The 24,527-nt window shown below is 52.6% G+C and carries 26 protein-coding genes; 15 read left to right on the top strand and 11 right to left on the bottom strand.

Annotated features, from left to right (window positions below; translation table 11 throughout):
- Positions 1-52: 52 nt before the first annotated feature.
- Positions 53-1,009: a thioredoxin-disulfide reductase gene (gene trxB, locus HPY30_18145; GenBank protein QYZ67739.1), complete on the top strand. Its 957-nt coding sequence runs from the start codon at positions 53-55 to the stop codon at positions 1,007-1,009.
- Positions 1,010-1,082: 73 nt separating this feature from the next.
- On the opposite strand, the gene HPY30_18150 is transcribed toward trxB, so the two are convergent.
- On the bottom strand, positions 1,083-1,754 hold the full coding sequence (locus HPY30_18150; protein QYZ67740.1) for a flagellar brake protein: 672 nt from the start codon (positions 1,752-1,754) through the stop codon (positions 1,083-1,085).
- A gap of 197 nt (positions 1,755-1,951) precedes the next feature.
- Here HPY30_18150 and HPY30_18155 point away from each other — a divergent pair, with 197 nt between their 5' ends.
- From HPY30_18155 to infA, 3 genes are all read left to right on the top strand, one after another.
- A complete protein-coding gene (locus HPY30_18155) occupies positions 1,952-2,656 on the top strand; it encodes a leucyl/phenylalanyl-tRNA--protein transferase (protein ID QYZ67741.1) in 705 nt (234 codons plus the stop codon).
- Positions 2,649-3,401, top strand: a complete 753-nt coding sequence (locus HPY30_18160; protein QYZ67742.1) for an arginyltransferase — start codon at positions 2,649-2,651, stop codon at positions 3,399-3,401. The genes HPY30_18155 and HPY30_18160 overlap by 8 nt, the downstream gene beginning before the upstream one ends.
- Before the next feature lie 155 nt (positions 3,402-3,556).
- Complete coding sequence (infA, locus tag HPY30_18165; protein ID QYZ67743.1) at positions 3,557-3,775, top strand: translation initiation factor IF-1; 219 nt, start codon at positions 3,557-3,559, stop codon at positions 3,773-3,775.
- 39 nt (positions 3,776-3,814) lie between these two features.
- On the opposite strand, the gene clpA is transcribed toward infA, so the two are convergent.
- A complete protein-coding gene (clpA, locus tag HPY30_18170; protein ID QYZ67744.1) occupies positions 3,815-6,070 on the bottom strand; it encodes an ATP-dependent Clp protease ATP-binding subunit ClpA in 2,256 nt (751 codons plus the stop codon).
- Positions 6,071-6,085: 15 nt separating this feature from the next.
- Positions 6,086-6,406 carry an ATP-dependent Clp protease adapter ClpS gene (clpS, locus tag HPY30_18175; protein QYZ67745.1) on the bottom strand — a complete coding sequence of 107 codons (321 nt, stop codon included), beginning with the start codon at positions 6,404-6,406 and terminating at the stop codon, positions 6,086-6,088.
- 437 nt (positions 6,407-6,843) lie between these two features.
- On the opposite strand from clpS, the gene cspD reads away from it, so the two are divergent.
- The 6 genes from cspD (at position 6,844) to purB (ending at position 11,791) form a co-directional block, all read left to right on the top strand.
- Positions 6,844-7,056, top strand: a complete 213-nt coding sequence (cspD, locus tag HPY30_18180) for a cold shock domain-containing protein CspD (GenBank protein QYZ67746.1) — start codon at positions 6,844-6,846, stop codon at positions 7,054-7,056.
- A gap of 317 nt (positions 7,057-7,373) precedes the next feature.
- Positions 7,374-7,940, top strand: a complete 567-nt coding sequence (locus tag HPY30_18185) for a pseudouridine synthase (GenBank protein ID QYZ67747.1) — start codon at positions 7,374-7,376, stop codon at positions 7,938-7,940.
- A complete protein-coding gene (gene mnmA, locus HPY30_18190; GenBank protein QYZ67748.1) occupies positions 7,937-9,055 on the top strand; it encodes a tRNA 2-thiouridine(34) synthase MnmA in 1,119 nt (372 codons plus the stop codon). Before HPY30_18185 ends, mnmA begins: the two co-directional genes overlap by 4 nt.
- Entirely contained in the window at positions 9,052-9,675 is a 624-nt protein-coding gene (gene hflD / locus HPY30_18195) for a high frequency lysogenization protein HflD (protein ID QYZ67749.1), read from the top strand. The genes mnmA and hflD overlap by 4 nt, the downstream gene beginning before the upstream one ends.
- 98 nt (positions 9,676-9,773) lie before the next feature.
- On the top strand, positions 9,774-10,226 hold the full coding sequence (locus tag HPY30_18200) for a hypothetical protein (GenBank protein ID QYZ67750.1): 453 nt from the start codon (positions 9,774-9,776) through the stop codon (positions 10,224-10,226).
- A 197-nt stretch (positions 10,227-10,423) separates the two neighbouring features.
- Positions 10,424-11,791, top strand: a complete 1,368-nt coding sequence (gene purB, locus HPY30_18205; protein ID QYZ67751.1) for an adenylosuccinate lyase — start codon at positions 10,424-10,426, stop codon at positions 11,789-11,791.
- Positions 11,792-12,021: 230 nt separating this feature from the next.
- Here purB and HPY30_18210 read toward each other — a convergent pair whose 3' ends face one another.
- Entirely contained in the window at positions 12,022-12,744 is a 723-nt protein-coding gene (locus HPY30_18210) for a hypothetical protein (GenBank protein QYZ67752.1), read from the bottom strand.
- 281 nt (positions 12,745-13,025) lie between these two features.
- Between HPY30_18210 and HPY30_18215 the strand changes: the two genes are divergently transcribed.
- Genes HPY30_18215 through HPY30_18230 form a run of 4 tightly spaced genes read left to right on the top strand, consistent with a single transcriptional unit; the run spans position 13,026 to position 15,996 of the window.
- Complete coding sequence (locus tag HPY30_18215) at positions 13,026-14,198, top strand: cupin domain-containing protein (protein QYZ67753.1); 1,173 nt, start codon at positions 13,026-13,028, stop codon at positions 14,196-14,198.
- Complete coding sequence (locus HPY30_18220) at positions 14,191-14,637, top strand: GNAT family N-acetyltransferase (GenBank protein QYZ67754.1); 447 nt, start codon at positions 14,191-14,193, stop codon at positions 14,635-14,637. Before HPY30_18215 ends, HPY30_18220 begins: the two co-directional genes overlap by 8 nt.
- Complete coding sequence (locus HPY30_18225; protein ID QYZ67755.1) at positions 14,630-15,154, top strand: acyltransferase; 525 nt, start codon at positions 14,630-14,632, stop codon at positions 15,152-15,154. The genes HPY30_18220 and HPY30_18225 overlap by 8 nt, the downstream gene beginning before the upstream one ends.
- A 44-nt stretch (positions 15,155-15,198) precedes the next feature.
- Positions 15,199-15,996: a hypothetical protein gene (locus HPY30_18230; GenBank protein QYZ67756.1), complete on the top strand. Its 798-nt coding sequence runs from the start codon at positions 15,199-15,201 to the stop codon at positions 15,994-15,996.
- On the opposite strand, the gene HPY30_18235 is transcribed toward HPY30_18230, so the two are convergent.
- The 4 genes from HPY30_18235 to HPY30_18250 all read right to left on the bottom strand — a co-directional run bounded on the left by HPY30_18235 (position 15,982) and on the right by HPY30_18250 (position 22,440).
- Positions 15,982-19,110, bottom strand: coding sequence for an efflux RND transporter permease subunit (locus HPY30_18235; GenBank protein QYZ67757.1), 3,129 nt, complete (start codon positions 19,108-19,110; stop codon positions 15,982-15,984). The genes HPY30_18230 and HPY30_18235 overlap by 15 nt on opposite strands.
- Entirely contained in the window at positions 19,107-20,465 is a 1,359-nt protein-coding gene (locus tag HPY30_18240; GenBank protein QYZ67758.1) for an HlyD family efflux transporter periplasmic adaptor subunit, read from the bottom strand. Before HPY30_18240 ends, HPY30_18235 begins: the two co-directional genes overlap by 4 nt.
- A gap of 89 nt (positions 20,466-20,554) precedes the next feature.
- On the bottom strand, positions 20,555-21,157 hold the full coding sequence (locus tag HPY30_18245; GenBank protein ID QYZ68125.1) for an NUDIX domain-containing protein: 603 nt from the start codon (positions 21,155-21,157) through the stop codon (positions 20,555-20,557).
- 8 nt (positions 21,158-21,165) lie between these two features.
- The gene (locus HPY30_18250) at positions 21,166-22,440 is read right to left on the bottom strand and encodes an aminotransferase class I/II-fold pyridoxal phosphate-dependent enzyme (GenBank protein ID QYZ67759.1); all 1,275 of its coding nucleotides are present in this window, start codon (positions 22,438-22,440) and stop codon (positions 21,166-21,168) included.
- Between the two features lie 563 nt (positions 22,441-23,003).
- Between HPY30_18250 and HPY30_18255 the strand changes: the two genes are divergently transcribed.
- Positions 23,004-23,264, top strand: coding sequence for a hypothetical protein (locus tag HPY30_18255; protein QYZ67760.1), 261 nt, complete (start codon positions 23,004-23,006; stop codon positions 23,262-23,264).
- A gap of 57 nt (positions 23,265-23,321) precedes the next feature.
- Here HPY30_18255 and HPY30_18260 read toward each other — a convergent pair whose 3' ends face one another.
- From HPY30_18260 to HPY30_18270, 3 genes are all read right to left on the bottom strand, one after another.
- On the bottom strand, positions 23,322-23,588 hold the full coding sequence (locus HPY30_18260) for a succinate dehydrogenase assembly factor 2 (protein ID QYZ67761.1): 267 nt from the start codon (positions 23,586-23,588) through the stop codon (positions 23,322-23,324).
- A 71-nt stretch (positions 23,589-23,659) separates the two neighbouring features.
- Positions 23,660-24,073 carry a hypothetical protein gene (locus HPY30_18265; protein ID QYZ67762.1) on the bottom strand — a complete coding sequence of 138 codons (414 nt, stop codon included), beginning with the start codon at positions 24,071-24,073 and terminating at the stop codon, positions 23,660-23,662.
- A gap of 16 nt (positions 24,074-24,089) precedes the next feature.
- Complete coding sequence (locus HPY30_18270) at positions 24,090-24,506, bottom strand: cytochrome c (protein QYZ67763.1); 417 nt, start codon at positions 24,504-24,506, stop codon at positions 24,090-24,092.
- Positions 24,507-24,527 lie beyond the last annotated feature (21 nt).

Here is a 24,527-nt window from a genome sequence, read left to right on the forward strand (position 1 = left end):
TTTTGGAAAGTTCCAGTGCGCTGGAATCCCATCAGATCTGGAGTAAGTATACATGAGCGAAACCAAGCATTGCCGCCTGTTAATCCTGGGTTCCGGCCCTGCTGGCTATACCGCTGCGGTTTACGCTGCGCGCGCCAACCTCAATCCTGTTCTGGTCACCGGCATGGAACAGGGCGGCCAATTGATGACCACGACTGAGGTCGATAATTGGCCTGGCGACAACGCAGGTGTACAGGGCCCCGACCTGATGGAGCGGATGCGTCTGCACGCCGAGCGTTTCAATACTGAAATTATCTTCGATCACATCAACAAGGCGGAGCTGGGCGAACGTCCCTTCAAACTGACCGGCGATCAGGCAACCTACACCTGTGATGCCCTTATCATCTGCACCGGCGCCTCTGCACGCTATCTCGGCCTGGAATCAGAACAGACTTTCCGCGGACGCGGCGTCTCAGCTTGTGCCACCTGTGATGGGTTCTTCTATAAGAATCAAAAAGTTGCCGTCATTGGCGGCGGCAACACGGCCGTAGAAGAGGCGCTCTATCTCTCTCATATCGCTTCCGAAGTGGTGGTCGTTCATCGGCGTGATGAGTTCCGCTCGGAAAAGATCCTCTCGGACCAACTCAGAAAGAAAGCGGCGGATGGCAATATCACCCTGGAACTGGGTCAGGTGCTCGAGGAGGTGCTTGGCGATCAGACCGGCGTTACCGGCATGCGCATTAAAAATGTGGAAGACGGCTCCACCAGGGATATTGACCTGCAGGGTGTCTTCATCGCTATCGGCCACAGCCCCAATACGGGACTGTTCGATGGGCAACTGAAAATGACCAATGGATATCTCGATGTACAGGGCGGGCTGGAAGGAAATGCGACCCAGACCAGCACCCCAGGCATCTTTGCAGCCGGTGACGTACAGGACTATGTCTATCGTCAGGCAATTACTTCAGCCGGAACAGGCTGCCAGGCCGCACTGGACGCGGAACGTTTTCTGGATGCACTTGAGTCCTGAGAGTAAGCAGGGCCAGAAGAACTCCGATCAAGGCCGCACAGCGATTGGCGCGGTATGGCCTTGATCGACTCTTCTACATCTCATGCTCGTGCACCATCTGGCCCAACACAAAGGCGCAGAGCAAAACCTGCTGAAAACGATTCAGCCCACTGAACTCCAGACCGTGGATATAGTGAGTCCCACCTTCAGGCGTCTCAATTTCGCGGACATTGCGTATGATACCCAGTAGCTGGAGTACATCATCACCATCGCAACTTTTTATCGATAACTGCAGCTGTAGCGTCTCGCCCACGTCTCCCATCGACCTTTCACTGGAAAGACGGGTACCGGTCCGGCTCAGGTCGAGAACTTTGGCACGGTTGACATGTTTTGAATCATCCGGGTTCTTTGTGTTGCGAACAACCGACTGAAGTGAGGTATGTACCCGTGGCGCATTCCTGACCACCGCACTTTCAACCTCTTCCGGGTATGCCAGGTGCAGATGAGGGTAGGGTTTTGATGAGGTCTGCAACACTTTTGCCACGAACCCAAAAATATTGCTGCCTTGAAGCACGCGAACAGTGAACATCTGCCCCTCCCTGGCCAGGATTGCCTTGCCTTGCTTTCTGGGCGTGGTGATAACCAGGCTCTCGTTGGGAAGATATCCGATCAATTTGACCGCATACCGGTCCTGATTTTCACTGGGAGGGGCATACTGCAGCTGCAATACCTCTCCTATCTGCAAGTTCGTTACAATGTCTGACAAGGGATTTTCCTGGATTGCCCCATAGTTGAGGACACAACGTTGCCGCAATGCTGACAAGTTCCGCTATCGGCAGTTCTCCCTGGAACTATAATTCCTGCCACGAAAAATGCGAATTATTTTCTCTGTAGATAAGGGCAAATTCGCTACACAACAACTGTCGCATGGCGCTGATTTCTATTCAGATTTAATCTTGGACTATGATCTTCTTGCTGAAAAATGATCCCCGCGCCCCTTTTCCCGCAGTCAAATTTGCTGAGCAGGAACCCAACGGATTGCTAGCAGTGGGCGGAGACCTCTCCCCTGAACGGCTGGTTAACGCATACAGACACGGTGTTTTTCCCTGGTACAGCGATAATGAACCGATCCTCTGGTGGTCGCCGGATCCTCGAACCGTTCTCTATCCCGAAAGAGTCAAGATCTCCCGCTCATTAGGAAAGACGCTGCGCAAAGAGAAGTTTCATATTACCCTGGACACGGCATTCAGCGAGGTTATCCAAGCATGTGCCGAGCCCCGGCCGAAGTCACCCGGTACTTGGCTGATGCCCGAGATGAAAGCGGCTTACGCCGAACTGCACGAGCAGGGAGTCGCACACTCCGTAGAAGTATGGCAAGAGGAGCAACTGGTCGGTGGACTATATGGTGTCGCCATCGGCGGCGTCTTTTTTGGTGAATCGATGTTCAGCCGCGTATCGGACAGTTCCAAGGTGGCATTTGTTTTTCTCTGTCGACATCTGCACCGGTGGGGTTACCGTTTAATCGACTGCCAGGTCTATACAGAGCATTTGGCGAGCCTCGGCGCAGAGGAGATCCCCCGCAGCGATTTCTGTCATTCCCTGGATGTCTGGTGTAACCTCGCGACAGACCCCGATTCCTGGAATAATACTCAACCAACGCATGAATAACGACCAGGTTTTCACAAATAATCCAACACTCGCGCTCTATCTAAGCCAGGAACACGACTGTTCCTATCTACCTGGCCAACAAGCCAGGACGCTTTTTCTGGATCCCTCCACTTCAGTCGACGCGCTGCTCTACCAATTTCTGATCGACCAGGGATTTCGTCGCAGTGGTGCCCATCTCTACCGGCCTGCCTGCAATTCATGCAACGCCTGTACTTCACTTCGCCTGCCCGTTGCCGAATTCAGACCAAACCGCAGTCAACGACGCTGCTGGAAGCGAAATTTTGGCCATTTCTCCATCACGCCATGTCCTGCTGAATTCGATGAGGAGCATTACGCACTCTATGTAGAATACCTGCAACAGCGTCACCCCGACGGATCCATGAGCAACACTGATCCCCAGCAATATCTGAGTTTCCTCACCACGCCATGGGCAGAGACAGTGTTTTATGAATTTCGGTATAAAGGCAGACTGGCGGCCGTTGCAGCAACCGACCTCCTCCCGGAAGGGATCTCCTCCGTCTACACATTCTTTGACCCCAGCATTCAGACCGAGGGCATTGGTGTGTTTGCGCTGCTTTGGCAGATTCAACATGCTGAAAAGCTTGGGCGGCGCTGGCTCTATCCCGGATACTGGATCCGCAACTGCAGCAAAATGAATTATAAATCCCACTATCGTCCACTGGAGGCCTGGAATGGTCAGGAGTGGCTACGCTTTGGGAGTGGCGAGACACTGCTCTTGCCATAAAACACACCCTTCATTCCCGTTATTTCTCGGAGCGAACAGGGAAATAGTGGATGTCAGGCTTGCTTTACGCTGAATTATGCTGATAATGGCGTTCTTGATTTTCAGGGGTCCGGCAAGCTCGCGCCCCGAACTTCCATAATTGTTCAGGTAACAGCATGGCGAAAGAAGACTTTATCGAAATGGAAGGCACCGTTACCGAAACGTTGCCGAACACCATGTTCCGTGTGGAACTGGAGAATGGTCACGTAGTAACAGCCCACATATCAGGTAAGATGCGCAAGCACTATATCCGCATTCTCACCGGTGACAAGGTTACCGTTCAGCTTACCCCCTACGATCTGTCGAAGGGGCGTATTACCTATCGCGCACGCTGATCTTCGGCGATCTCCCAGCTTCAAGGGAGAGTGGGCGGATCAGTGTACGGGTTCTCCCTGGATCCCAAACTGCAGTTTGCCGTCCACCACATCCACTGCAACCGATCCTCCCCCAGCCAGCCGACCGAACAATAGTTCCTCTGCCAATGGCTTTTTGATCTCTTCCTGGATCAACCGCGCCATCGGACGGGCACCCATCTTCGGATCATAACCCTTCTCAGCCAGCCAGACCCTCGCCTCAGCATCTATCTGCAGCGTTACGCCCTTTTCCTGCAATTGCCCTTCCAGTTCAAAAATGAACTTATCCACCACTTTGGCAATATGCTCAGTGGTGAGTGCGGAAAACTGGATCACCGTATCCAAACGATTTCGAAATTCGGGGGTAAAGAGTTTCTTGATCGCCTCCATGCCGTCAGAGGCATGGTCCTGCAAAGTAAAACCAATGGATGCCCGACTCATTTCCTGAGCACCGGCATTCGTGGTCATCACAATGACTACATTCCGAAAATCGGCTTTGCGGCCATTGTTGTCGGTCAGTGTGCCGTGATCCATCACCTGCAATAGCAGATTGAAGACATCCGGATGGGCTTTTTCGATTTCGTCGAGTAGCAGCACAGCGTGTGGGTGTTTGTTGATCTCTTCAGTGAGCAGGCCTCCCTGATCGAAACCCACATAACCTGGTGGGGCGCCGATCAGACGCGATACCGTATGCCGCTCCATGTACTCCGACATATCGAATCGAATCAATTCCATATCCATGATTCTGGCCAGCTGACGCGTCACCTCCGTCTTGCCGACCCCCGTGGGACCTGCAAACAGAAATGAACCCACCGGGCGTCCTTCACTTACCAGACCGGATCGGTTCATGCGGATGGCGCTGGTCAGCGCTTCGATCGCTTGATCCTGCCCATAAACCACCATCTTCAGATCGCGGGAGAGGTTGCGCAATGATTCAGTATCCGACGAGGAGACCTTCCGCGGAGGGATTCGCGCAATCTTTGCAACAATCGCTTCGATCTCCTCCACACCGATCAGTTTATTGCGCGTATCTTTCGGTTGCAGCTGCACATTGGCACCCGCCTCATCGATCACATCGATAGCCTTATCCGGCAGATGCCGATCGTTGATATATTTATCGGAAAGTTCCGCTGCGCTCAGCAAGGCATCCAGGGTGTACTCAATCTCGTGGTGCTCTTCGAAACGGGTTTTAAGTCCCTTCAGAATATCCACAGTCTCTTCCACTGTTGGTTCTTCCACATCGATCTTCTGAAAGCGCCGGGCCAGTGCGCGGTCCTTTTCAAAGATGCCGCGAAACTCCTGATAGGTGGTTGATCCGATACAGCGCAACTCACCTGAAGCAAGAACGGGCTTGATCAGGTTAGAGGCATCCATCACCCCGCCGGAAGCCGCTCCGGCGCCAATGATGGTGTGAATTTCGTCGATAAACAACACCGCGTCAGGGGTTTTATTCAGCTGGGCAAGAACCGCTTTCAGACGTTTTTCGAAGTCCCCGCGATACTTTGTTCCCGCCACCAGGCTGCCAAGGTCCAATGAATAGATCGTGGCACCAGCCAGGACCTCCGGCACTTCACCATCGACGATCATCTTCGCAAGTCCCTCGGCAATCGCTGTTTTGCCGACACCTGCCTCACCGACAAGCAGAGGGTTGTTTTTGCGCCTGCGACAGAGGATCTGAATCGTTCGCTCGATCTCGGACCGTCTGCCGATCAGCGGATCTATCTTTCCGGCTACCGCCTGTTCATTCAGGTTACTGGCATAACTCTCAAGTGGGCTGGGTTGGCTCTCCGGCTTGGGTTCACCGGTGAAATCAACAGCATCATCACCCTCTTCCTGATCCGCATCAAACTTGGAAATGCCATGGGAGATGTAGTTGACAACGTCCAGCCTGGCCACTTCCTGCTGATCCAAAAAGTAGACAGCCTGGGAATCCTGTTCATTGAAAATTGCCACCAGCACGTTGGCACCGGTCACCTCTTTTCGTCCAGATGACTGGACATGAAAAACCGCACGCTGAAGCACGCGTTGAAAACCCAGAGTCGGCTGTATCTCACGTTCATCATCATCCGAAATTGTCGGCGTGGTCTCATCGACAAAACGGGTAATCTCTTGCCGGAGCTGTTGTATGTCAGCGCCACAGACGGTCAAAACCTCAGCCGCCACACTGTTATCCAGCAGCGCCATCAGCAAGTGATCCACTGTCATAAACTCATGACGTTTCTCTGTAGCGCGTTTAAAAGCTTGATTCAGGGTAAATTCCAGCTCTTTGCTCAACATCTGTCTACTCTTTCCTCAAGCCTCTTCCATATCGCATAACAGCGGGTGTTGATTGTTTCTCGAGTAATCATTGACCTGTGAAACCTTGGTTTCTGCAATGTCCCGACTGAAGACACCACAAACCCCAACCCCACGGGTGTGGACATGCAGCATGATCCTCGTCGCCTTCTCCCTGTCCATTTGGAAAAAGGTCTCCAGAATTTGGATAACAAACTCCATCGGCGTGTAGTCATCATTCAGAAGAATCACTTTATACATTGGTGGCTTTTTCAGCTTCGGCGGTTTCTCCTGAACCGCAAGGCTACCATCGTGCGAATTTTCTTTTCTCTCTGTCATAGTAAGGAATATTAGCAGGCTGTTACTGTTAGCACGACCGAATCGAAGAGAACATAATTCACTATTTCTCTCCGGTTTTGCGGTATACGGGACCTAACAGGGTGATGAAATCCGTAAACAGGAACGCCTCGACTTGTTTGAGTCATTCCAATCGGTTCAGTTCAGTTGATAAGTATATCCTACTATTTTACTTGGGCAATAGTTGACCAAGTCGAATGATTCACTATACTTAGCCATCAGCGGTTTTGTTTCATGCTGCCGAAATCAAAGCCGCCGGCTTAGCCGGTGAATTGCCGGCACGGGTTTTTACGGGGCAAAGACCATCGAAAAACCCTGACAACAACTGAGCGGGTTCCGGTACATCCGGACTGTTCCAAATAATCAAATCTATAAATTTTTCACCAATTCGGGGCATTGAACGCGAGGAGTATCAAGTTATGGCCACTGGAGTTGTAAAATGGTTTAACAATGCGAAGGGTTACGGTTTCGTGACCCCGGATTCAGGAGAGCAGGATGTGTTCGTCCATTTCTCATCCATTGAGATGGACGGTTACAAGACCCTCAAAGAGGGGCAACAAGTGCAATTTGAGATCAATCAAGGTCCAAAAGGCCTTCACGCAGTCAACATACAGCGGGTTGCCAACGAATAGTTGAGTTTCCAATCCTAATGACCTTCCTGAAGGGCCGATGAGTTCAATTCACCGGCCCTTTTGCTGCTCTGTAGATCTGCACATGTTTTCTTGTTCCAGGAATTTCCTTCGTCTGCATTATCAACGCATTGAATCCGCAAATAACACTAAGCACACAATAGTTTAAATTCTGTGCTTGATTACGAAATCGCTTCAGCAACTAATTTGACGTTGTTAACGTTATTTGCGGATTGATTAAAACCCAGCATATAGAAAAAATGCGCTATCGATAGACATAGAACGATATAATCCCCCCTCGTTCCACAATTAATCCTTTCATGCTGATCCTGTTCAACAAACCCTACGGCGTCCTGACCCAGTTTACCGACAATGAGGGTCGCGCCACGCTGGCCGATTTCATCCCCGTAAATCAGGTCTACGCTGCCGGGAGACTCGACCGTGACAGCGAGGGTCTGGTGCTATTGACCGATGATGGAAAACTTCAACATCAACTGACCAATCCGCGAAAGAAAACCTGGAAAACCTACTGGGTACAGGTGGATGGAATACCCAATGCCGAGGCTATCGAGCAGTTACGACAGGGGGTCCAGCTCAAGGATGGCCCCACTCTTCCGGCGCAGGCAACGCTGCTGGAAGAACCGGACCTCTGGCCACGAGACCCACCTGTACGATATCGGGCGAAGATTCCCACCCAATGGCTGGAGGTCAAAATTCGCGAGGGCCGCAACCGGCAAGTCCGACGTATGACTGCCGCGGTTGGACACCCCACCCTACGGCTCGTACGTACGACTGTCGGGCGTTGGCATCTGGGCGATCTGCAACCTGGAAAATGGCGTCAATTTGGTGATCGGCACAGCAGTGTGCAAAAAGGGGATCAAACATGAGTGGTGACCGGGGCCTGGTCGTTGTCGGCCTGTCCGGTGGCGTCGATTCATCCGTCGCGGCCCTGCTTCTGAAAGAACAGGGTTACCGGGTCGAAGGCCTGTTCATGAAGAACTGGGAGGAGGATGACGACGCTGAGTACTGCTCCGCGGCAGAAGACCTCAAGGATGCCCGGGATGTGGCAGCCATACTCGACATTCCGCTGCACAGCGTAAATTTCTCTGCTGAATATTGGGATCGGGTATTCGCCTATTTTCTCGATGAGTACCGCACAGGACGAACACCCAACCCCGACGTGCTCTGCAACCGGGAGATAAAGTTCAAGGCCTTTCTCGACTATGCACTGGAGTCTCTGGGCGCGGAACGCATCGCTACGGGGCACTATGCACGACTGGGACAGCACATGGGAGAATATCAGCTTCAGCGAGCGGCAGACGAAGGCAAGGATCAGACCTACTTTCTCTATATGCTGAGTCAGACACAACTCTCCCGCACCCTCTTCCCGCTGGGTGATCTGCAGAAGGAGGAAGTGAGAAGAGTTGCCGGGAAAGCCGGTTTTCCCAATCATAAAAAAAAGGACAGCACCGGCATCTGTTTCATCGGGGAGCGAAAATTTCGTGAGTTTCTCAGTCGATATCTGCCGGCTAATCCGGGTCGTATCGAAGATCCTGAAGGTGTGACCCTCGGAAATCATCAGGGATTGATGTACTACACCCTGGGACAAAGGCAAGGTCTGGGTATCGGCGGCCGGAAGAATAGTGCTGAGGCTCCCTGGTTCGTTGTGGCAAAGGATCTGCAACGAAACGTATTGATAGCAGCACAGGGCCACAACCATCCCATGCTGATGAGTGGAGGAGCCCTCGCAACCCAGCTGCACTGGGTCTCCGGCAAGGCACCCCAATTTCCCTTGTTTTGTAAAGCTCGACTGCGGCACCGTCAGTCCCTGCAGGATTGTGAAGTCCTTTTTCGACCGGGGAACACCTGTGAAGTCGTATTCGACGAACCCCAGCGGGCCGCGACACCCGGCCAATCAATCGTATTCTATCGGGATGGCGACTGCCTCGGCGGGGGCATTATCGAATCCTCATACCCCTCTGGAGAGGCTTACCCACCGTGACATACAACATAGAGGACCGTACCCTGGCACTTGCCGGCATCTTCCAGGCAGCCACACTGGTACAGCAGATTGGGCAGCGGGGAATGGCGGATTCGGAGATTATGAACCGCAGTATCCACAGTCTGTTCGAGACAGATGCAGGGACTGTTTCCGATGTTTTCGGCGGCATCAATGGCGTTGCCTTCGGCCTGCGCGAGGTTTACCGTCAACTGAGTGGTGAAGCCAAAAGGGATGCAGAAGTCACCGGGTATCTGCTCGCCCTGATTCAACTCGAACGCAAGCTCTCAAAGCTGCCGGAACGGTTGACGAAAATCCGCCAGGGTATCGATTTGACCACAACCCGCCTGGCACATTTCCCCGAGATGCACTCCAATATTCTCGCCTCTCTGGCGGAGATATATGCCGAGAACGTCAGCACTCTGCAACCAAGAATCATGGTTCAGGGGGAAGCAGTGTATCTACAGAACCCTGATAATGTGAATCGTATCCGCTCCCTGTTGCTCGCGGGCATCCGCTCCGCCATGTTGTGGCATCAAACCGGTGGACGCAGGATGCAAATCGCGTTCGGAAGGAAAAATTATCTGACCACCGCAAAAAAATTGTTGGATAAGTCCACATGAGTATTTGAACAATTGTTAAATGCGACAGTGTCGCGGGTCTCGCAATCAGGGCCTGTAGTACCCTGAAAATCGAAATTTCAAACGATCAGGATATTATTATGAAACTGCTCCATTCAGCTTTGCCCCTCGCTTTCACTTTGGCCCTTACCGCATGCGGCGAGTCCAATACCCCCGCACCTGTGACCTCAACTGCACCGGTCCAGGCACCACAGATGGAAGTTGCCGAAGCCGCGACAACCGCGACTGATCCGTCACTGACCGATCAAGCCAAAACCGTGGGGAAAGAGACTTGGGACAAAACCAAGGAAGTCTCCGCTGACACCTATGATGCCGTTGCAGAGAAAAGCAAGGAAATCTACGAATCGACAAAAGACACTGCCGGCGAAGTCGGTGGCACCATTAAAGAAAAATCGGGCGAATACTATGACGCTGCCAAAGAGACTGCCGGGGATATCGGTAGCTCAATCGGCGAGAAATCGAGCGAGTACTACGATGCCGCCAAGGCAAAAGGCATGGAGATGATGGGCGGCACGGAAGAGAAAGCGGAGTAAATCTGCGCTATCCACCTTATCACGCAATGCATAAAGAGGAGTCGATCTGGCGACAGCAAAAAAACAGCTGTGGGCCTCATCGACTCCGCCTCCTGCCTTTCTTGGGACTGCATGAAATAGCGCAGAGGACTCTCACCATCAGAGTGAACATGCGGTTATAATCCTCGTCTTCGATTTACCAAGATGAGTTGATAATCATGGATCTCTCCACACTTACCGCAGTCTCCCCGGTGGACGGGCGTTATGGCAGCAAGAGCGCCGATTTGCGCCCAATCTTCAGCGAATTCGGCCTGATCAGGCATCGGGTGCTGGTGGAGGTTCGCTGGCTGCAGGCGTTGGCAGACCACGACAGCATTGCCGAAGTCCCCCTGCTCAGCGAACACGCAAACAATATTCTCGATGGGATCGTCGAAAGATTCAGCGAAGAGGATGCCCAGCGGGTCAAGAATATCGAGCGCACCACCAACCACGACGTCAAGGCGGTGGAGTATTTCCTGAAGGAGAAGATTGCCGGCAACAATGAGCTGGAAGCGATCAGCGAGTTTATCCATTTCGCCTGCACTTCCGAGGACATCAACAACCTCTCTCACGCCCTGATGTTGCGTGAGGGTCGTGGACAGGTCCTGCTGCCCCAGATGGATGAGGTAATCAATGCCATCCGCTCCCTGGCTCATGAACTGGCGGACCAGCCGATGCTCTGCCGCACCCACGGTCAGCCAGCCTCACCGTCCACCATGGGCAAAGAGATGGCCAACGTGGTCTACCGCCTACATCGCCAGCGTGAACAGATCGCCAACCTGCAGATGCTGGGCAAGATCAATGGGGCCGTGGGCAACTACAACGCCCACCTCTCTGCCTATCCGGAGGTCGACTGGCCCGGTTTTGCCAAAAACTTCATTGAATCCCTGGGATTGGACTGGAACCCCTATACCATCCAGATCGAGCCCCACGACTATATCGCGGAACTGTTCGATGCCACCGCCCGGTTCAACACTATCCTGATCGATTTCTGCCGGGATGCCTGGAGTTATATCTCGCTGGGTTATTTCAAGCAGAAAACCATCGCCGGTGAAGTCGGTTCATCCACCATGCCGCACAAGGTCAATCCCATCGATTTCGAAAACGGCGAGGGTAACCTGGGCATCGCCAATGCGCTTTTCGGCCACTTGGCCACCAAACTGCCGATCTCCCGCTGGCAGCGCGACCTTACGGACTCCACCGTGCTGCGCAATCTGGGTGTCGGCATCGCCCATACCAGCATCGCCCTGCAGTCCATCATGCGCGGTATCAGCAAGCTCGAGGCCAATGGCGAAGCTATGCTGCAGGATCTGGACGGCAACTGGGAGGTGCTTGCGGAGCCGATACAGACTGTGATGCGCCGCTACGGTATCGAAAAGCCCTATGAAAAACTCAAGGAATTGACCCGTGGACAGCGTATTACGCCAGAGGATCTACAGCGCTTTATTGAGGGGCTTGAGATTCCCGAGGAGGCCAAGGTCTCACTGAAAAACATGACCCCGATGAGCTACATCGGCAATGCGGTTCAGCAGGCAGAAAAAATATGATTTAGATCTCATATCTGCTCAAAACTGTGATCTCCAGCACAGTTTTGCATGAGGAATTTAGTTCATACTAATTCTGCACGCACGACCTGATTGGCTTGTCCTCCCGTTCGTGTCCGCAAACACAGGGTCTTCAGCTGTGCGTGCGATTTAGAACCCGGCATACCTCCCCCAACTTGGTGTGCCGGGTTTTCTTTTGCCTGTTTTACGCGCTTCTCGTTAATCCGAATCGCTCAATCATCATCACGATGTTTGCCGACACGGATAATGACCCGGGCAACAGGATTCAGCCAGCGATGGACACGGCTGTCGAGATCGCTGTTTCCACCGTTCAGATCCTCGTCTCCCACCACACCCTTGTGGACATGAACGTTGGCATTTTGCTCGGCGTCAAAAACTCCGGTGGCACCACTACCGTTGTATCCACCTGGATCAGCGGGAACACCGGGCACACCTGGAGCACCGCCGCCATTGACAATCTCATCATTGGCCTCGGTTCCAGCATCGTAACCGTTGAGTAAATAGGTATGGATACCTTTTCGTTTGGGGATTTTGATGGCATCCAATCCAACAAAACCGTCATTGGTGGGCAGCAGCATGCCGATAATTGACAGACGTGAGGTGGAGTGGCCATGAATATCCAGTTCAGCATCCGTAGTCTCACCGGGTCCCAGTAGCCCGGCGGCCGGGTTAGCCACATACTCACCACCGGCCGCCTCAACATCGCCAATCAGGCCAGAGATGTTCCCGCCTTCAGCTGCAGCCTGCAAATTCACTGATGCTTCCGTGCCGACTTCAAAAAGATGAGTGTCCCGATCATGCGCAGCAACCAGCAATGGGGTGAAGTAGACACCAGCAGTAAGATTGGTGATCTCTACAGTGATATCCCTTGCCAGTAATGGTGATGAAGCCAGGATGCCACCTGCCAGTAAAAGGGTAGCTATGTGCCTTTTCATAATAATCTCCTCAAAACAGTATTGTTACAGGATCTCCTGCACAACCAAGTCTGAGTCCTGGTAATCTCGCTACCATCCCGAAATTGTCACAATTCACTAACTTTCAGTAGAAAAAACCATTTATCAGCCCCCGCCCTGTCGAGAGGGTTGGTTTATACTTTGAAGAATCATTAACCAATTGTCTTTTTGAGCAATGACAAATCGGCAGGAGATCTCTCCTTTCGTCGAGATGACAATGAGGGGTAATCCCCCCGAATCGCAGTGACCACACAGATCAGACTATGCAGAGACTGAAATTTCCCGACGGATTGACTGCCGAGCAGTTCCTCACCGATTACTGGCAGCAGAAACCCCTGCTCTTTCGTCAGGCACTGCCTGATTTCAGATGCCATCTTGAACCTGACGAACTGGCAGGACTTGCCTGTGAAGACGATGTCGAATCCCGCCTGGTATTGGAAAAACACGGGTCAACACCCTGGGAAGCCCGCCACGGTCCCTTCGATGACGAGACATTTTCCAAACTGCCTGAGAGCCACTGGACGCTCCTGGTACAGGATGTGGACAAACATCTGCCTGAAGTCGCCAGACTGACGGAATATTTTCGTTTCCTGCCCGATTGGCGATTCGATGATGTCATGGTCAGTTATGCTGCTGACCAGGGTTCGGTAGGCCCCCACATCGACGATTACGATGTCTTTCTGTTCCAGGCCAAGGGCCGGCGCCGCTGGAAGATCCACTATCAGAGAGTCACCGAGGATGATTACATCCCCGGTCTCGACCTGCGCATCCTACCGGAATTCAAAGCTGAAGAGGAGTGGCTGCTGGAACCCGGAGATATGCTCTATCTGCCTCCCAATATTGCCCACTGGGGCGTCGCTGAGGGTGAATGTTTGAGTTGTTCGATAGGCTTTCAGGCTCCTGCTTTCAGAGAGATGGCCGCCGCCTGGTGCGAGGAGCTGGTACAAAAGCGTATCGCAACAGGTCGTATACGCGACAAGCCGCTCAAACCCCAGTCTGCCAGCGCCGAAATAAAACCTCAGGCGCTTGAACAGATAAGAGAACAGCTGGATAAACTGCTCGCACAGGATAGCGATCACCAGCGCCGCTGGTTCGGACGTTTTATCACTGAGGGCAAACTGAATCTTCAGGTAGAGGAACAGGATCAGCCGCTCGATCCCGACATCTTCCACAATCGATTCAGGGAGGTGGCGGTCATCCACCGCAATCCCTACACGCGTTTGGCATTCAGCCGCGGCGACCAGGGCAACGACTCACTCTTTGCCAACGGCAAAGAGTATCCCCTCCCCTCAGATGAGGGGGATTTCCTCCCGGTCATCACCCACTACCAGGCACTGCACTACGGCTATCTTGAGGCATGGCTGGAACAGCCTGATTATCTACAGCTGGTCTGTGACCTCTATAACGACGGCCATTTTGAGTTTCCAGATGATTAAGCCAGCCTTTCAGATACGTATTGCCCACTGGTCTGAAGACCAGGTTTTGTTGAAGCAGGTCAGGGAAATCGTCTTTGTTCATGAGCAGCATGTGCCGCAGACGCTCGAGTGGGATGGCCTGGATGAAGGCGCGCTGCACCTGCTCGCCATAGAACGAAAGACAGGAGAGCCGGTCGGTACCTCACGCCTGCTGCAAAGTGGCCAGATTGGGCGTATGGCAGTCATTCGCTCATGGCGCGGACAAGGCGTCGGCAAAGCCCTTTTACAAAAATTGCTATTCATTGCGAATCAGAACGGTTACCCCAGCCTGTTCCTGAATGCTCAATCAACAGCGCTCTCCTTCTATGCACAGCGTGGTTTCATTGCAGAGGGTGATGAGTTCATGGATGCCGGCATCCCGCACCGCCGGATGACAAAGGAGTCTCTGAACAATGCCTGATCAAGCGCCCACTTTTCAGAATGCAACCCTTGGTGTTACCAGCGACACTTTTTACCTGCAGGATCCCGCCGAAAACCTTGCCGTTGCATCACGGCTTGTCGAACAGGCAAATCGCGAGTTGCAGATATTCACCCGCGATCTCGATCCACCGGTATTTGACAAAACAGCGTTCCTTGAACCTTTTAAGCGATTAGCGCTCAACTCACGTTTTGCCAGAATACGGATAGTGCTGCAGGACAATAGTGCGATACAAAAAACGGGGCATCGCCTGGTCACACTGGCGCAACGTTTGACCACCACCGTTGAAATCAGAAAAACCGGCGAGACCTACCAACAATTTCCAGAGAATTTCATGCTGGTGGATGGTTGCGGTTATCTGCACCGGTCACTGCCGACCCGCTACGATGCCGTAGCTGCCTTCAATGCCCGACCAAGGGTTCATCAACTGACAGAGATATTCGATGAAGCCTGGGAGACTGGGGAGCCGGATGCAGAACTCTGGCGGCTTCACTTGTAGTGGAACTCATAGCCTGCTGCCGCAATCTATCATTGGAAAACTCCATGGCCCAATCCATCTGCCTGATTATCATCCTCATGTTTCTTCCACTCCAGGCGCAGGCAGAGAGTTTGGAAATCTTCGAACTCAAGGGCAGGACACCCCAGGAGATGATCCCTCTGCTCAAACCCTTCATGGGTCCTGAGGGCACGATCGAGGGGATGCACAACAAGCTGATTATTCGCACCTCGCCAGAACGATTGGCTGAGATAAAAAAGATCATCAACAGGTTCGACCATGCGCCAAGGCGGATGTTGATCCATGTTCGTGAACATGCACCCTCACAGCAGCAGAGACAGCAGGTTGAACTTCACACCGGGAACGACAGCATCAGAATCGGCACTCAATCAGAACGAGGCAGTATCAAACGCTACACAACCCAAAGCCACACAGATGCCAGCCGGACGATACAGACCCTGGAGGGTCAATCCGCCTTCATAAAAACGGGTATCAGCCGGCCTGTTGAAACTGGAACCGGGGTAATCACTGGTCCCGTTGTTGGATATCAGAGCACTACGGAGTATCAGGATATCAGCTCCGGTTTCCATGTAACGCCGCAGATCATCGGTGATCACATCAGATTGAAGATCACCAACCGCCACGCACAACCCGGACGCCGTCAGGAAACAGTCGAGCACACCGAAAGCACAACGGTGGTGAGTGTCAAACCTGGAGAATGGATTCCCCTCAGCAGCACCGGCCGAGCCGGTTCGAATAGAATATCCAATACTGGCATGCAGGCGGAAACCCGCGCCAGCAACGAACACTCAACCTGGATCAAGGTGGAACTACTCCACAGGTAACTCAGGCGTTCCCGGTGTCTCCTCCTCATCCTGTTCAGACAGCAGACCAAAGTCGTTCAGTATGCTGAACAACGCCGGTACCACCAGTAACACAAGCATAGTGGTCGCCAACAGGCCAAAAACGATACTGGTAGCCAGGGGTATCAGAATTTGCGCCTGCATGCTCTTTTCAAGCAGTAGTGGGATAAGCCCGGCAATGGTTGTAATGGAGGTCAACAGCACCGCGCGGAACCGCTCCCGACTCGCCATCTTTGCCGCCTCAACAATTGCATGTCCTTCCCGTACCCGCAGCTTTAAAAATTCAACCAGCAGAATAGAGTCGTTCACCACAATTCCCGAGAGAGATGCGAAGCCGATGACACCCGGCATGGTGAGGTTGAGTCCCATCAACAGATGGCCCCAAACAACACCAATCAAAGCCAGTGGTATCACTGTCATGACGACAACCGGCTCGACATAACTGCGAAACTGAAAGCTGAGCAGGATAAAAATACCGACAAGACCGATACCGAATGCCCGCAGCATGGAGGCTGCTGTCTTGGCGGTCCTTTTTGACTCGCCCTCGATACCGGCACTGATACCGGGATAACGTTCCAGCAACTGTGGCAGATAGTGTTTATTGGTATCGCCGACAATCTCGGCGGCATTGGCGATTCGGCTGTCGATGTCGCCCTGAACCGTTATGGTACGCCTCCCGTTTACACGCTGGATACGGGCGTAACCACGATCTTGTTCAATGTGTGCAACCGCACTAAGGGGAACCTGGTCACCCGCCGCAGTGGTGATTCTGAACATCTCGATATCGGTCAGATCGGAACGATCCTGATCAATGAGCCGGACATCGATTTCATAGGACTCAGGCCCGACCTGGATCTCTGTTGCGGTGGTTCCATAAAAGGCGGCCCGCAACTGATTGGCAATGGTAAAGGCATCCAGGCCCAGAGAGAGTGCACCCTCTTTCAGGCTCAGGCGCAACTCCGGTTTGCCGGGACGCAGGTTGTCGGTAACATCGAATACCCCTCGATAGCGTGACAGCCAGGATTGAAGCTCTCGTGATGCCTGCTTGAGCTGAACCAGGTCATCGCCAACCAGACGGATCTCCATTGGAATTCCGCCCGGACCGATTACCGGTTCCTTGAAGCTCAAGGCATCGAGATCAGGGATATCGCCCACCTCATTACGCCACTGATTGATTACATCGTCCAATGAGCCGCTACGCTCTTCAGCCGTCAACAGATCGACAGTGACCGTGGCAACATGAGGACCGGCCTCGTTGGCATCCATGTTGGAGTTGTAACGGATCTGGACATTCTTCAACAGACGTTGGCCACCCGGCTGTAACGGCGTGAACGTCTCATCCACTTTTTTCAGCCCGTCAGTCACCCGCTCAACCACGGCTTCCGTACGCCATAGGGGAGTGCCCTGAGGCAGCAGGATACGCGCCTCGATGGTGTCACCCTCGATATCGGGAAAGGCCTGGAATTTGAGTTTGCCTCCCGCCATCATACCGATACTGGCCACGAACAAGGCGATTACACCACCGACAAACCAGTAGCGTTGATGAATAGCACTATCTACGATACGCCCCAGAGTGACATCCCTGAAACGTAGCAAATGATCGTCAAAGGCTTTCCGGAAACGCCCGGTTTCCTGCTCATGGTGTTTCAATGAGTGCGCCAGATGGTGCGGCAGGATCAGAAAGGCCTCGATCAGGCTGACTGCAATCACCAGGATCAGCACCATCGGTATGAACTGCAATACCTTGCCCAGATGTCCTGAGAGAAACGCCAGGGGTCCAAAGACGGCGATTGTGGTCAGAAATGATGAACGCACACCGGGTGCTACCTGCCGGGTTCCATCGATTGCCGCCTGCATGGCGTTTTTTCCCCGCTTCAGGTGCGTAGCGATGTTTTCTGCGATAACGATCGCATCATCCATCAGCAGGCCAATCGCAATCAACAGCGCCACCATGGTGATCATGTTGATAGTCAGTCCCAGTACGCTCATAAAGAAGAGCGCACCCAGAAATGAGATCGGCAGCCCCATCGCCACCCAGAAGGCAAAGCGTCCCTGAAAGAAGAGCCACATGGTCAGGAACACCAACAATAGACCCTGAGCGCCATTCTTCAGCAGCAGAGTGAGGCGATCCCGCACCACCGATGAGCGATCCTCGGTGAGCGCAAACGTCACACCTGAGGGTGCAGTCAAGCGCAATTCATCCAGATAGCTGGAGACCGCATCTATGACCACCAGCGTGTCCTGCTGCTTGGTCTTGTTGATCTGGAGAATTGCCGCACGCTTGCCATTGAAGAGGATTTTGTCCTCGTCCAGTTCAAAGCGGTCACTGATATGCGCGATATCCCCCAGACGTATCTCAGAGCCGGAACTGGCGCTGACCACAACCAAATTGGCCAACTCCTCCGGTGTCCTTCGCAGATCGGTGAAGCGGAGAAGAATGTCCCGTTCTCTTGTTTCCAGGGACCCGGCTGGCAGATCCACGCCCTGACGGGCAATGACATTGGCAATATCAGACATGCTTACGCCATATTGACGCAGTGCAGAAGCAGGAACCTCGATACGCAGTTGGTGATCTGAAAAACCATTGATATCGACTTGCGAAACTTCGGGAAGCACCTGAAATCGATCCTTTACCTGTTCAGCATAGGCTTTCAGATGACTCACCGACATAGGACCGGTAACCGCAATGGAGACAACTCTGTCGGTACGACCCAGTTCCCGGATAACCGGTGGTTCCACCTGTTCAGGAAAGTTGTCGATGGCATCGATCTCAGTCTTGATGTCATCCTTGAAACGCAGCAGATCTCCCCCCTCTTCCATCTCCACCACAGCAACGCTGAAACCCTCTTTAGCATCACAACGCATCTCAGCTACGTCACTGATACCGTCGACTGCATCCTCGATTCGCTGACATAGCGCCTCTTCCACGTCCTCAGCACTGGCGCCGGGGTAGACGACCCGTATCTCAATCTCATCACTGGCAAAGTCAGGAAAAGTCTCCCGCTGCAAACCCGGCAGCGCAGTTAATCCCAGGATGGCCAGAAACAGCATCAGCAGATTTCCGGCGGTGGGGTGTCGGGCAAAGAACTCGATCATGGTCGGACGCCCTCTACAGCAGCCTGTTGGCCCAGTATGGTTTGAGCTGCCTCATCTGCCTGCGGCGACAGCAACATGCCTTCAATGGCGGGGACCAGGTCTGAGATGACTAGCCGCTCATCAGACCCCACTCCACTGCCAATCACTGCATATTCCGGCTGCAGCAGTTCAATCTCCACTCTGCGGATCTCCAAACGGTCTTGCGCGTTAACCAGATAGACCGCACCGTCATGTATGGCCAGACGAGGTATCACAAGACTGTTGGTGCGTACGCCTCCCATCAGCGTGACCTCAACGAAAAGCCCCTTAAGCAGAGGTGGACGCACACCAGGCCGCACGTTGGCATAAGGTTCGTCCACTTCCACTATCACACCAACCGTTCTTGTCTTGGGATCCAGGGTGTCACTCATGCGGGCAACCCGCCCCTGCCAAACAGCCTTTAGCGGCCCCTGATTCAATTTCACCTCGGCTGCAATGCCGAACGAATGATGAGAATCGGATTGCACTGCATTCAAAATATTCACGTTTTTTTCAGAACGCATTAGTGGTGCTATCTGCTCAATCGGGATCTGCACCTCTATTTCGGCACGCTGCAGATCGTCTGCCTCGACCAGAATCTCACCCACCCTGACATATTGCTCCTTTTCAAAATTGACTTCGGCAATGCGCCCTGTAAATGGCATTTGCACTTTAGTGTGCTGAAGATCCCGCTCAGCGGTAGCCAGCTTCGCCTGATGGCGTGCCAACTGAGCCTCCACCAGTGCTTTTTGACTGGGGAGCAGATTGAGTGTGTTCTCCTGCGACTGCAGTTTCTGTTTCTGCGCCAACAGGGCTTGTTCCTGACTCTCCAGATCTGAGCGGCTGACGCCCCCCTTTCCAATCAGTTTTTTCTTACGCTGCAGTTCTGATTCATTCAGACGCAGGGCTCGCTCTTCAATGGCCAGGGCAGCACGAGTATTGGTTGCTTTGGCATCGAGTTCCTGAAGTTGTGCCTGACTGGCCTGAATATCGGCTTTGATCTGAGTGATTGCCAACTCGAAATCCGTGGGATCGATTCGAAGCAACGGTTGTCCAGCCGGGATGATGGCCCCTTTTTTCAGCTTCGGATGTTTCTCAAGGATCTTGCCGCTAACCTGTGCCACAGCGTCCCAGGTAAAAACCGGACGCACTGTCCCGTGACCGACGGCCTTGGGGACTACATTGAGACTGGGAATCGAGATACTCCTGACGAGCTTGGGAATCTCTGCGGGTTCCTGTTGCACTGGCGGTACCTTGCCCTGCTTCAGGAATATGAATATCGCGACACCCAAAAGGATCGGCAACAGGATCACCCATTTTCTCGATATGGTCGACATTCATTTACTCCTGAAAAAACTTGGGGGATTAAGGCTGAGCAGAACTGGCGTAGTGTAGACAGGAAATAGAGCGATGGGTTTCACCAAGATCAAAGAGATAACCATCGGGCACGCAGGGTTTCACGCTCTTTTTCCAACCACTGTACGGCAATAATGATGCTGGTGGAATTGGCGCGGCCATCATAGAGCTCTGAAATGATTTGCTCCGCATCCATGACAACCACCCGGATATCCTCTCCCTCATGATCCAGGCCAAAGACGCCACCTGCCTGCGAGGCATCCACCCGGCCACAAAAGAGAAAAATCTGATCCACGGAGTGGCCAGGACTCACCATCACGGTACATATCGATTCCAACTCGGTGATTTTGCAGTTGGCCTCCTCCTCCGCCTCCCTGCGTGCCACGGCCTCCGGGGATTCATTTTCACCAATGTAACCGCCCACCGTCTCCAGTACCCAGGGAGGATTCTGATGTTCCAATGCACCGATACGAAACTGTTCCACCAGAACGACCTGATCCAGATTTGGGTCATAGAGTAAAACCGAAGCGGCCTGCAACCCTTCCAGCCGCTCGCGGATCAGTTCCCGGCTGCTGCCACCCTCGTAGAGATCATGCTTGAGCCGGTAGCGGTTCAATTTCAGAAAGCCATCGTAAACCCTTTCTGAATCGATTATTTCATAACGAAATTTCATATCGAACACTACTTAGCCGCCGCCAGCGCCTGATCGATATCGGTGAGAATATCGTCGATATGCTCCAGACCAACAGAGAGGCGTACCAGATCCTCTGAAACACCCGCTCTTTCCATCTCCTCCTGATTAAGCTGCCGATGGGTGGTTGTGGCTGGGTGACAGGCAAGCGTCTTGGCATCACCGATATTCACCAGACGCACTGCCAGTTGCAAGGCATCGATGAATTTTGTACCGGCTTCAATTCCCCCCTTGATGCCGAAACTGAGTATGCTGGAGGCATGTCCATTCATATATTTATCCACCAACGCCTTGTCCGGACTCTCATCCAACCCCGCATATCTGACCCATTGGATCTGTTCATGCGACTGTAGGTGTTTTGCCACCGCCAACGCATTCTCACAGTGCCTGTCCATTCTCACCGGCAGGGTTTCGATCCCCTGGAGGATCTGGAAACTGTTGAAAGGAGAGATGGCTGCGCCCATGTTGCGCAATGGGACGACCCGGGCCCGACCGATATAGGCCGCCTCTCCCAACGCTTCGGTATAGACCACGCCATGGTAGGAGATATCAGGTTCGTTGAGGCGATTGAAGCGCGTCTTGTGTTCTGCCCAGGGAAACTTGCCGGAATCGACCAGTGCACCACCAATCGTGGTACCGTGACCACCCATGTATTTCGTCAAGGCATGGACGACAATGTCGCAACCGTGTTCAAAGGGGCGACAAAGATAGGGTGTTGGAACTGTATTATCGACAATAACCGGCACACCGTGTGCGTGCGCCATATCCGCTATTGCCGCCAGATCCGCCACGTTACCGGCGGGGTTGCCGATCGACTCACAGAAGACGGCTTTAGTACGGTCGTCGATCAATGCCGCCATTCCATCGATTTCGTTCGGTGCGGCAAAACGGACCTCTATACCCAACTGCGGCAGTGTATGAGCAAACAGGTTGAAGGTTCCGCCATACAGAGTGGATGTCGTGACGATATTGTCACCTGATTCAGCAATCGTGAAGATCGCATAGGTAATCGCTGACATGCCTGAGGCCAACGCCAGGGAGCCAACACCCCCTTCCAGTGCAGCCACCCGCTTTTCCAGCACATCCGAGGTTGGGTTCATGATGCGGGTGTAGATGTTGCCCTGCACCTTGAGGTCAAACAGATCAGCGCCATGCTGCGTACTGTCGAACGCGTAGGATGTGGTCTGATAGATGGGAACGGCGACGGCCTTGGTCGTGGGGTCAGGCTCGTAGCCGGCATGAATTGCCAGTGTCTCCAGTTTCATTCTCCTCTCCTCCAAACAATTATTCTCTTTATCAATGACTCCACGGGATGAACCGGAGGAGCCAACCCGGTTTAGTAATAATGGGACGAATTCAGTGAATTTACTTCGTAATTATCTTTCCCGGATCCTCAGTACGTCATATCTCATTGATCTATCGACATAAACTTTGACTTCCTTCGCAGAAAAAGAGTTGACTTCCCATAAAGCAACGACTATATTAGTATTTAATTATTTAACGTTGTGGTGACTACCATGAAAGACACACTTATAGTCAGTTGTGCAGAATTACGTGAACTCGCAGAGACTAATCCGGATGAGATTGAAGTCATCGTCGAGATGATGATTGAGGCGGATGTTGACATCTGCAGATAGCTCGCCGAGTCTCCAATGCATAGACAATTGTTTTAATGAAGGATGAACCTCATAGGTTCACCCTTCCGCTTTGCTTTGAACGGCCAGCAAGCATTCTCTCCCTGAGAAGTCGCTTGCGCAAGGTACGCGCAGTCCTTTTGTCCAAACTCCCTCTCGTCAAAATAACGGAATGCTGTGGTTGAAATCTCCCAATGGAAAAATTGAGGATGATCAGCCAGGGCCTGCAAAAACTTGACGGCTTGAGTTGTGCGTATAGCTGCCGTCCATCTGAAAATGTCAGTTTCCAGCTACCTTCCGGTTCCCACACCAAGCGACTGATCGATGCGCTTTTAATACTTCCCCTTATCAGGGCAATCGTCCAGATGAAATGTGCGAACACGCACAAAGTCAACACGGCTTTGGATCCGGAAGACAACTCAGCTGATAAGAGCGCCAACAAACCTGCACCATAAATAGCGGACAATACCACCTGCTGCACTGGGGATCTGCCGGGCTGAAGAATTATCGGTTCAGCATTCCGCCTCATGATCACGGCCTCCCTGCCGGATAATCTTCACAATCTTGACCATTTGCTTATCAGAAATCTTGCTGCCTGAGATAAGCCAGGACTGTAGAGTTTGGTCCTGATATTCCAGTAAAGTTGCAAAATCCTTTCGCGCCTCCCTGTCGAGAGAGGGATACTCATTTTCAAGAAAGGCAAACAACAGCAAATCGAGTTCCAGCATACCCCGGCGGCACTGCCAGCGTAAGCGGTTGATTTCCGCAGTTCCACTCATAGGCATTCACTGAACCTCAACGGGTATGACTCAGTATGTCTCAACACTGCCATGTGGTGCAATGCGGTCAGTTATTGAGTCCTATCCTGCAGCTGGTGTGGATACATGGCCCGATAGCCCGTAATTCCGATTACGATCCAAACCACAGACCGCAAAGTCATGGCGGCAACAGTGCGCAGTTCATACTCACCACCAAAAACGATATGAATCCCAAAGGCGACGAAGACCGATAATGTCAATGTTGCGATGGTAATCGCAGCTGCTGGAGCCCAGGCTTTTTCCAACCAGATACCAATTCCGGTTGCGATATAGACAAACCCCGCAGAAAAGTTGAACCAAAGTACAAAATCCACAGTGTTTCCAGCAGCACGCCTGGCTTCACCATCTATGAAAAGTACGCTGCCACCTGATTTAATGGTCAATATGCCAAAGACCACTGCGACGATGGCAGCAATCCAGACCCATGCGGGCCGTTTAGTCATCATTAGGATATTCCTTATATCAAAGGGAAAAACCAGTGTTTATGTAGAGGGCAATCTGCCATATCTCCTTATCAGTGAGCTGATTGCCAAATGCAGGCATAGCTGTTCCAAACGGCTCACCACCTTCCGATAAGGTCCAGAAAATAAAGGCATCTGTAGCGACTGGTAATCTACGGGTAATCGCAAGGTTGGCCGGACTGGGAACCAACAGCTTTCCTGCCGGGCCATCCCCTTCACCAGAAACACCATGGCACACCGGGCATTGTGCTTGATAGAGTTTTTTTCCATCAGAGATATTTTCTGAAGAAACGGGCAAAGGATTGCTTAAATCAGCATACTGATTTGGTATCTCCCCCAGCACATATTGGGTATAGCGGCCAACAAAGAAGGAATTTGACTCATTTACACCAAGACTCTGGCAACCAGTAGTGGCCACGGCCACTACTGGAAGTAACAG

The sequence above is a fragment of the Gammaproteobacteria bacterium (ex Lamellibrachia satsuma) genome (assembly GCA_019623805.1).
GTDB lineage: Bacteria > Pseudomonadota > Gammaproteobacteria > Chromatiales > Chromatiaceae > QGON01.

What these genes read in the sequence shown, in the direction of transcription:
- trxB (QYZ67739.1), top strand. Translation starts at nt 53, where the DNA reads ATGAGCGAAACCAAGCATTGCCGCCTGTTAATCCTGGGTTCCGGCCCT.
- HPY30_18155 (QYZ67741.1), top strand. Translation starts at nt 1,952, where the DNA reads ATGATCTTCTTGCTGAAAAATGATCCCCGCGCCCCTTTTCCCGCAGTC.
- HPY30_18160 (QYZ67742.1), top strand. Translation starts at nt 2,649, where the DNA reads ATGAATAACGACCAGGTTTTCACAAATAATCCAACACTCGCGCTCTAT.
- infA (QYZ67743.1), top strand. Translation starts at nt 3,557, where the DNA reads ATGGCGAAAGAAGACTTTATCGAAATGGAAGGCACCGTTACCGAAACG.
- clpA (QYZ67744.1), bottom strand. Translation starts at nt 6,070, where the DNA reads ATGTTGAGCAAAGAGCTGGAATTTACCCTGAATCAAGCTTTTAAACGC.
- clpS (QYZ67745.1), bottom strand. Translation starts at nt 6,406, where the DNA reads ATGACAGAGAGAAAAGAAAATTCGCACGATGGTAGCCTTGCGGTTCAG.
- cspD (QYZ67746.1), top strand. Translation starts at nt 6,844, where the DNA reads ATGGCCACTGGAGTTGTAAAATGGTTTAACAATGCGAAGGGTTACGGT.
- HPY30_18185 (QYZ67747.1), top strand. Translation starts at nt 7,374, where the DNA reads ATGCTGATCCTGTTCAACAAACCCTACGGCGTCCTGACCCAGTTTACC.
- mnmA (QYZ67748.1), top strand. Translation starts at nt 7,937, where the DNA reads ATGAGTGGTGACCGGGGCCTGGTCGTTGTCGGCCTGTCCGGTGGCGTC.
- HPY30_18200 (QYZ67750.1), top strand. Translation starts at nt 9,774, where the DNA reads ATGAAACTGCTCCATTCAGCTTTGCCCCTCGCTTTCACTTTGGCCCTT.
- purB (QYZ67751.1), top strand. Translation starts at nt 10,424, where the DNA reads ATGGATCTCTCCACACTTACCGCAGTCTCCCCGGTGGACGGGCGTTAT.
- HPY30_18210 (QYZ67752.1), bottom strand. Translation starts at nt 12,744, where the DNA reads ATGAAAAGGCACATAGCTACCCTTTTACTGGCAGGTGGCATCCTGGCT.
- HPY30_18215 (QYZ67753.1), top strand. Translation starts at nt 13,026, where the DNA reads ATGCAGAGACTGAAATTTCCCGACGGATTGACTGCCGAGCAGTTCCTC.
- HPY30_18220 (QYZ67754.1), top strand. Translation starts at nt 14,191, where the DNA reads ATGATTAAGCCAGCCTTTCAGATACGTATTGCCCACTGGTCTGAAGAC.
- HPY30_18225 (QYZ67755.1), top strand. Translation starts at nt 14,630, where the DNA reads ATGCCTGATCAAGCGCCCACTTTTCAGAATGCAACCCTTGGTGTTACC.
- HPY30_18230 (QYZ67756.1), top strand. Translation starts at nt 15,199, where the DNA reads ATGGCCCAATCCATCTGCCTGATTATCATCCTCATGTTTCTTCCACTC.
- HPY30_18235 (QYZ67757.1), bottom strand. Translation starts at nt 19,110, where the DNA reads ATGATCGAGTTCTTTGCCCGACACCCCACCGCCGGAAATCTGCTGATG.
- HPY30_18240 (QYZ67758.1), bottom strand. Translation starts at nt 20,465, where the DNA reads ATGTCGACCATATCGAGAAAATGGGTGATCCTGTTGCCGATCCTTTTG.
- HPY30_18245 (QYZ68125.1), bottom strand. Translation starts at nt 21,157, where the DNA reads ATGAAATTTCGTTATGAAATAATCGATTCAGAAAGGGTTTACGATGGC.
- HPY30_18250 (QYZ67759.1), bottom strand. Translation starts at nt 22,440, where the DNA reads ATGAAACTGGAGACACTGGCAATTCATGCCGGCTACGAGCCTGACCCC.
- HPY30_18255 (QYZ67760.1), top strand. Translation starts at nt 23,004, where the DNA reads ATGGAAAAATTGAGGATGATCAGCCAGGGCCTGCAAAAACTTGACGGC.
- HPY30_18260 (QYZ67761.1), bottom strand. Translation starts at nt 23,588, where the DNA reads ATGAGTGGAACTGCGGAAATCAACCGCTTACGCTGGCAGTGCCGCCGG.
- HPY30_18265 (QYZ67762.1), bottom strand. Translation starts at nt 24,073, where the DNA reads ATGATGACTAAACGGCCCGCATGGGTCTGGATTGCTGCCATCGTCGCA.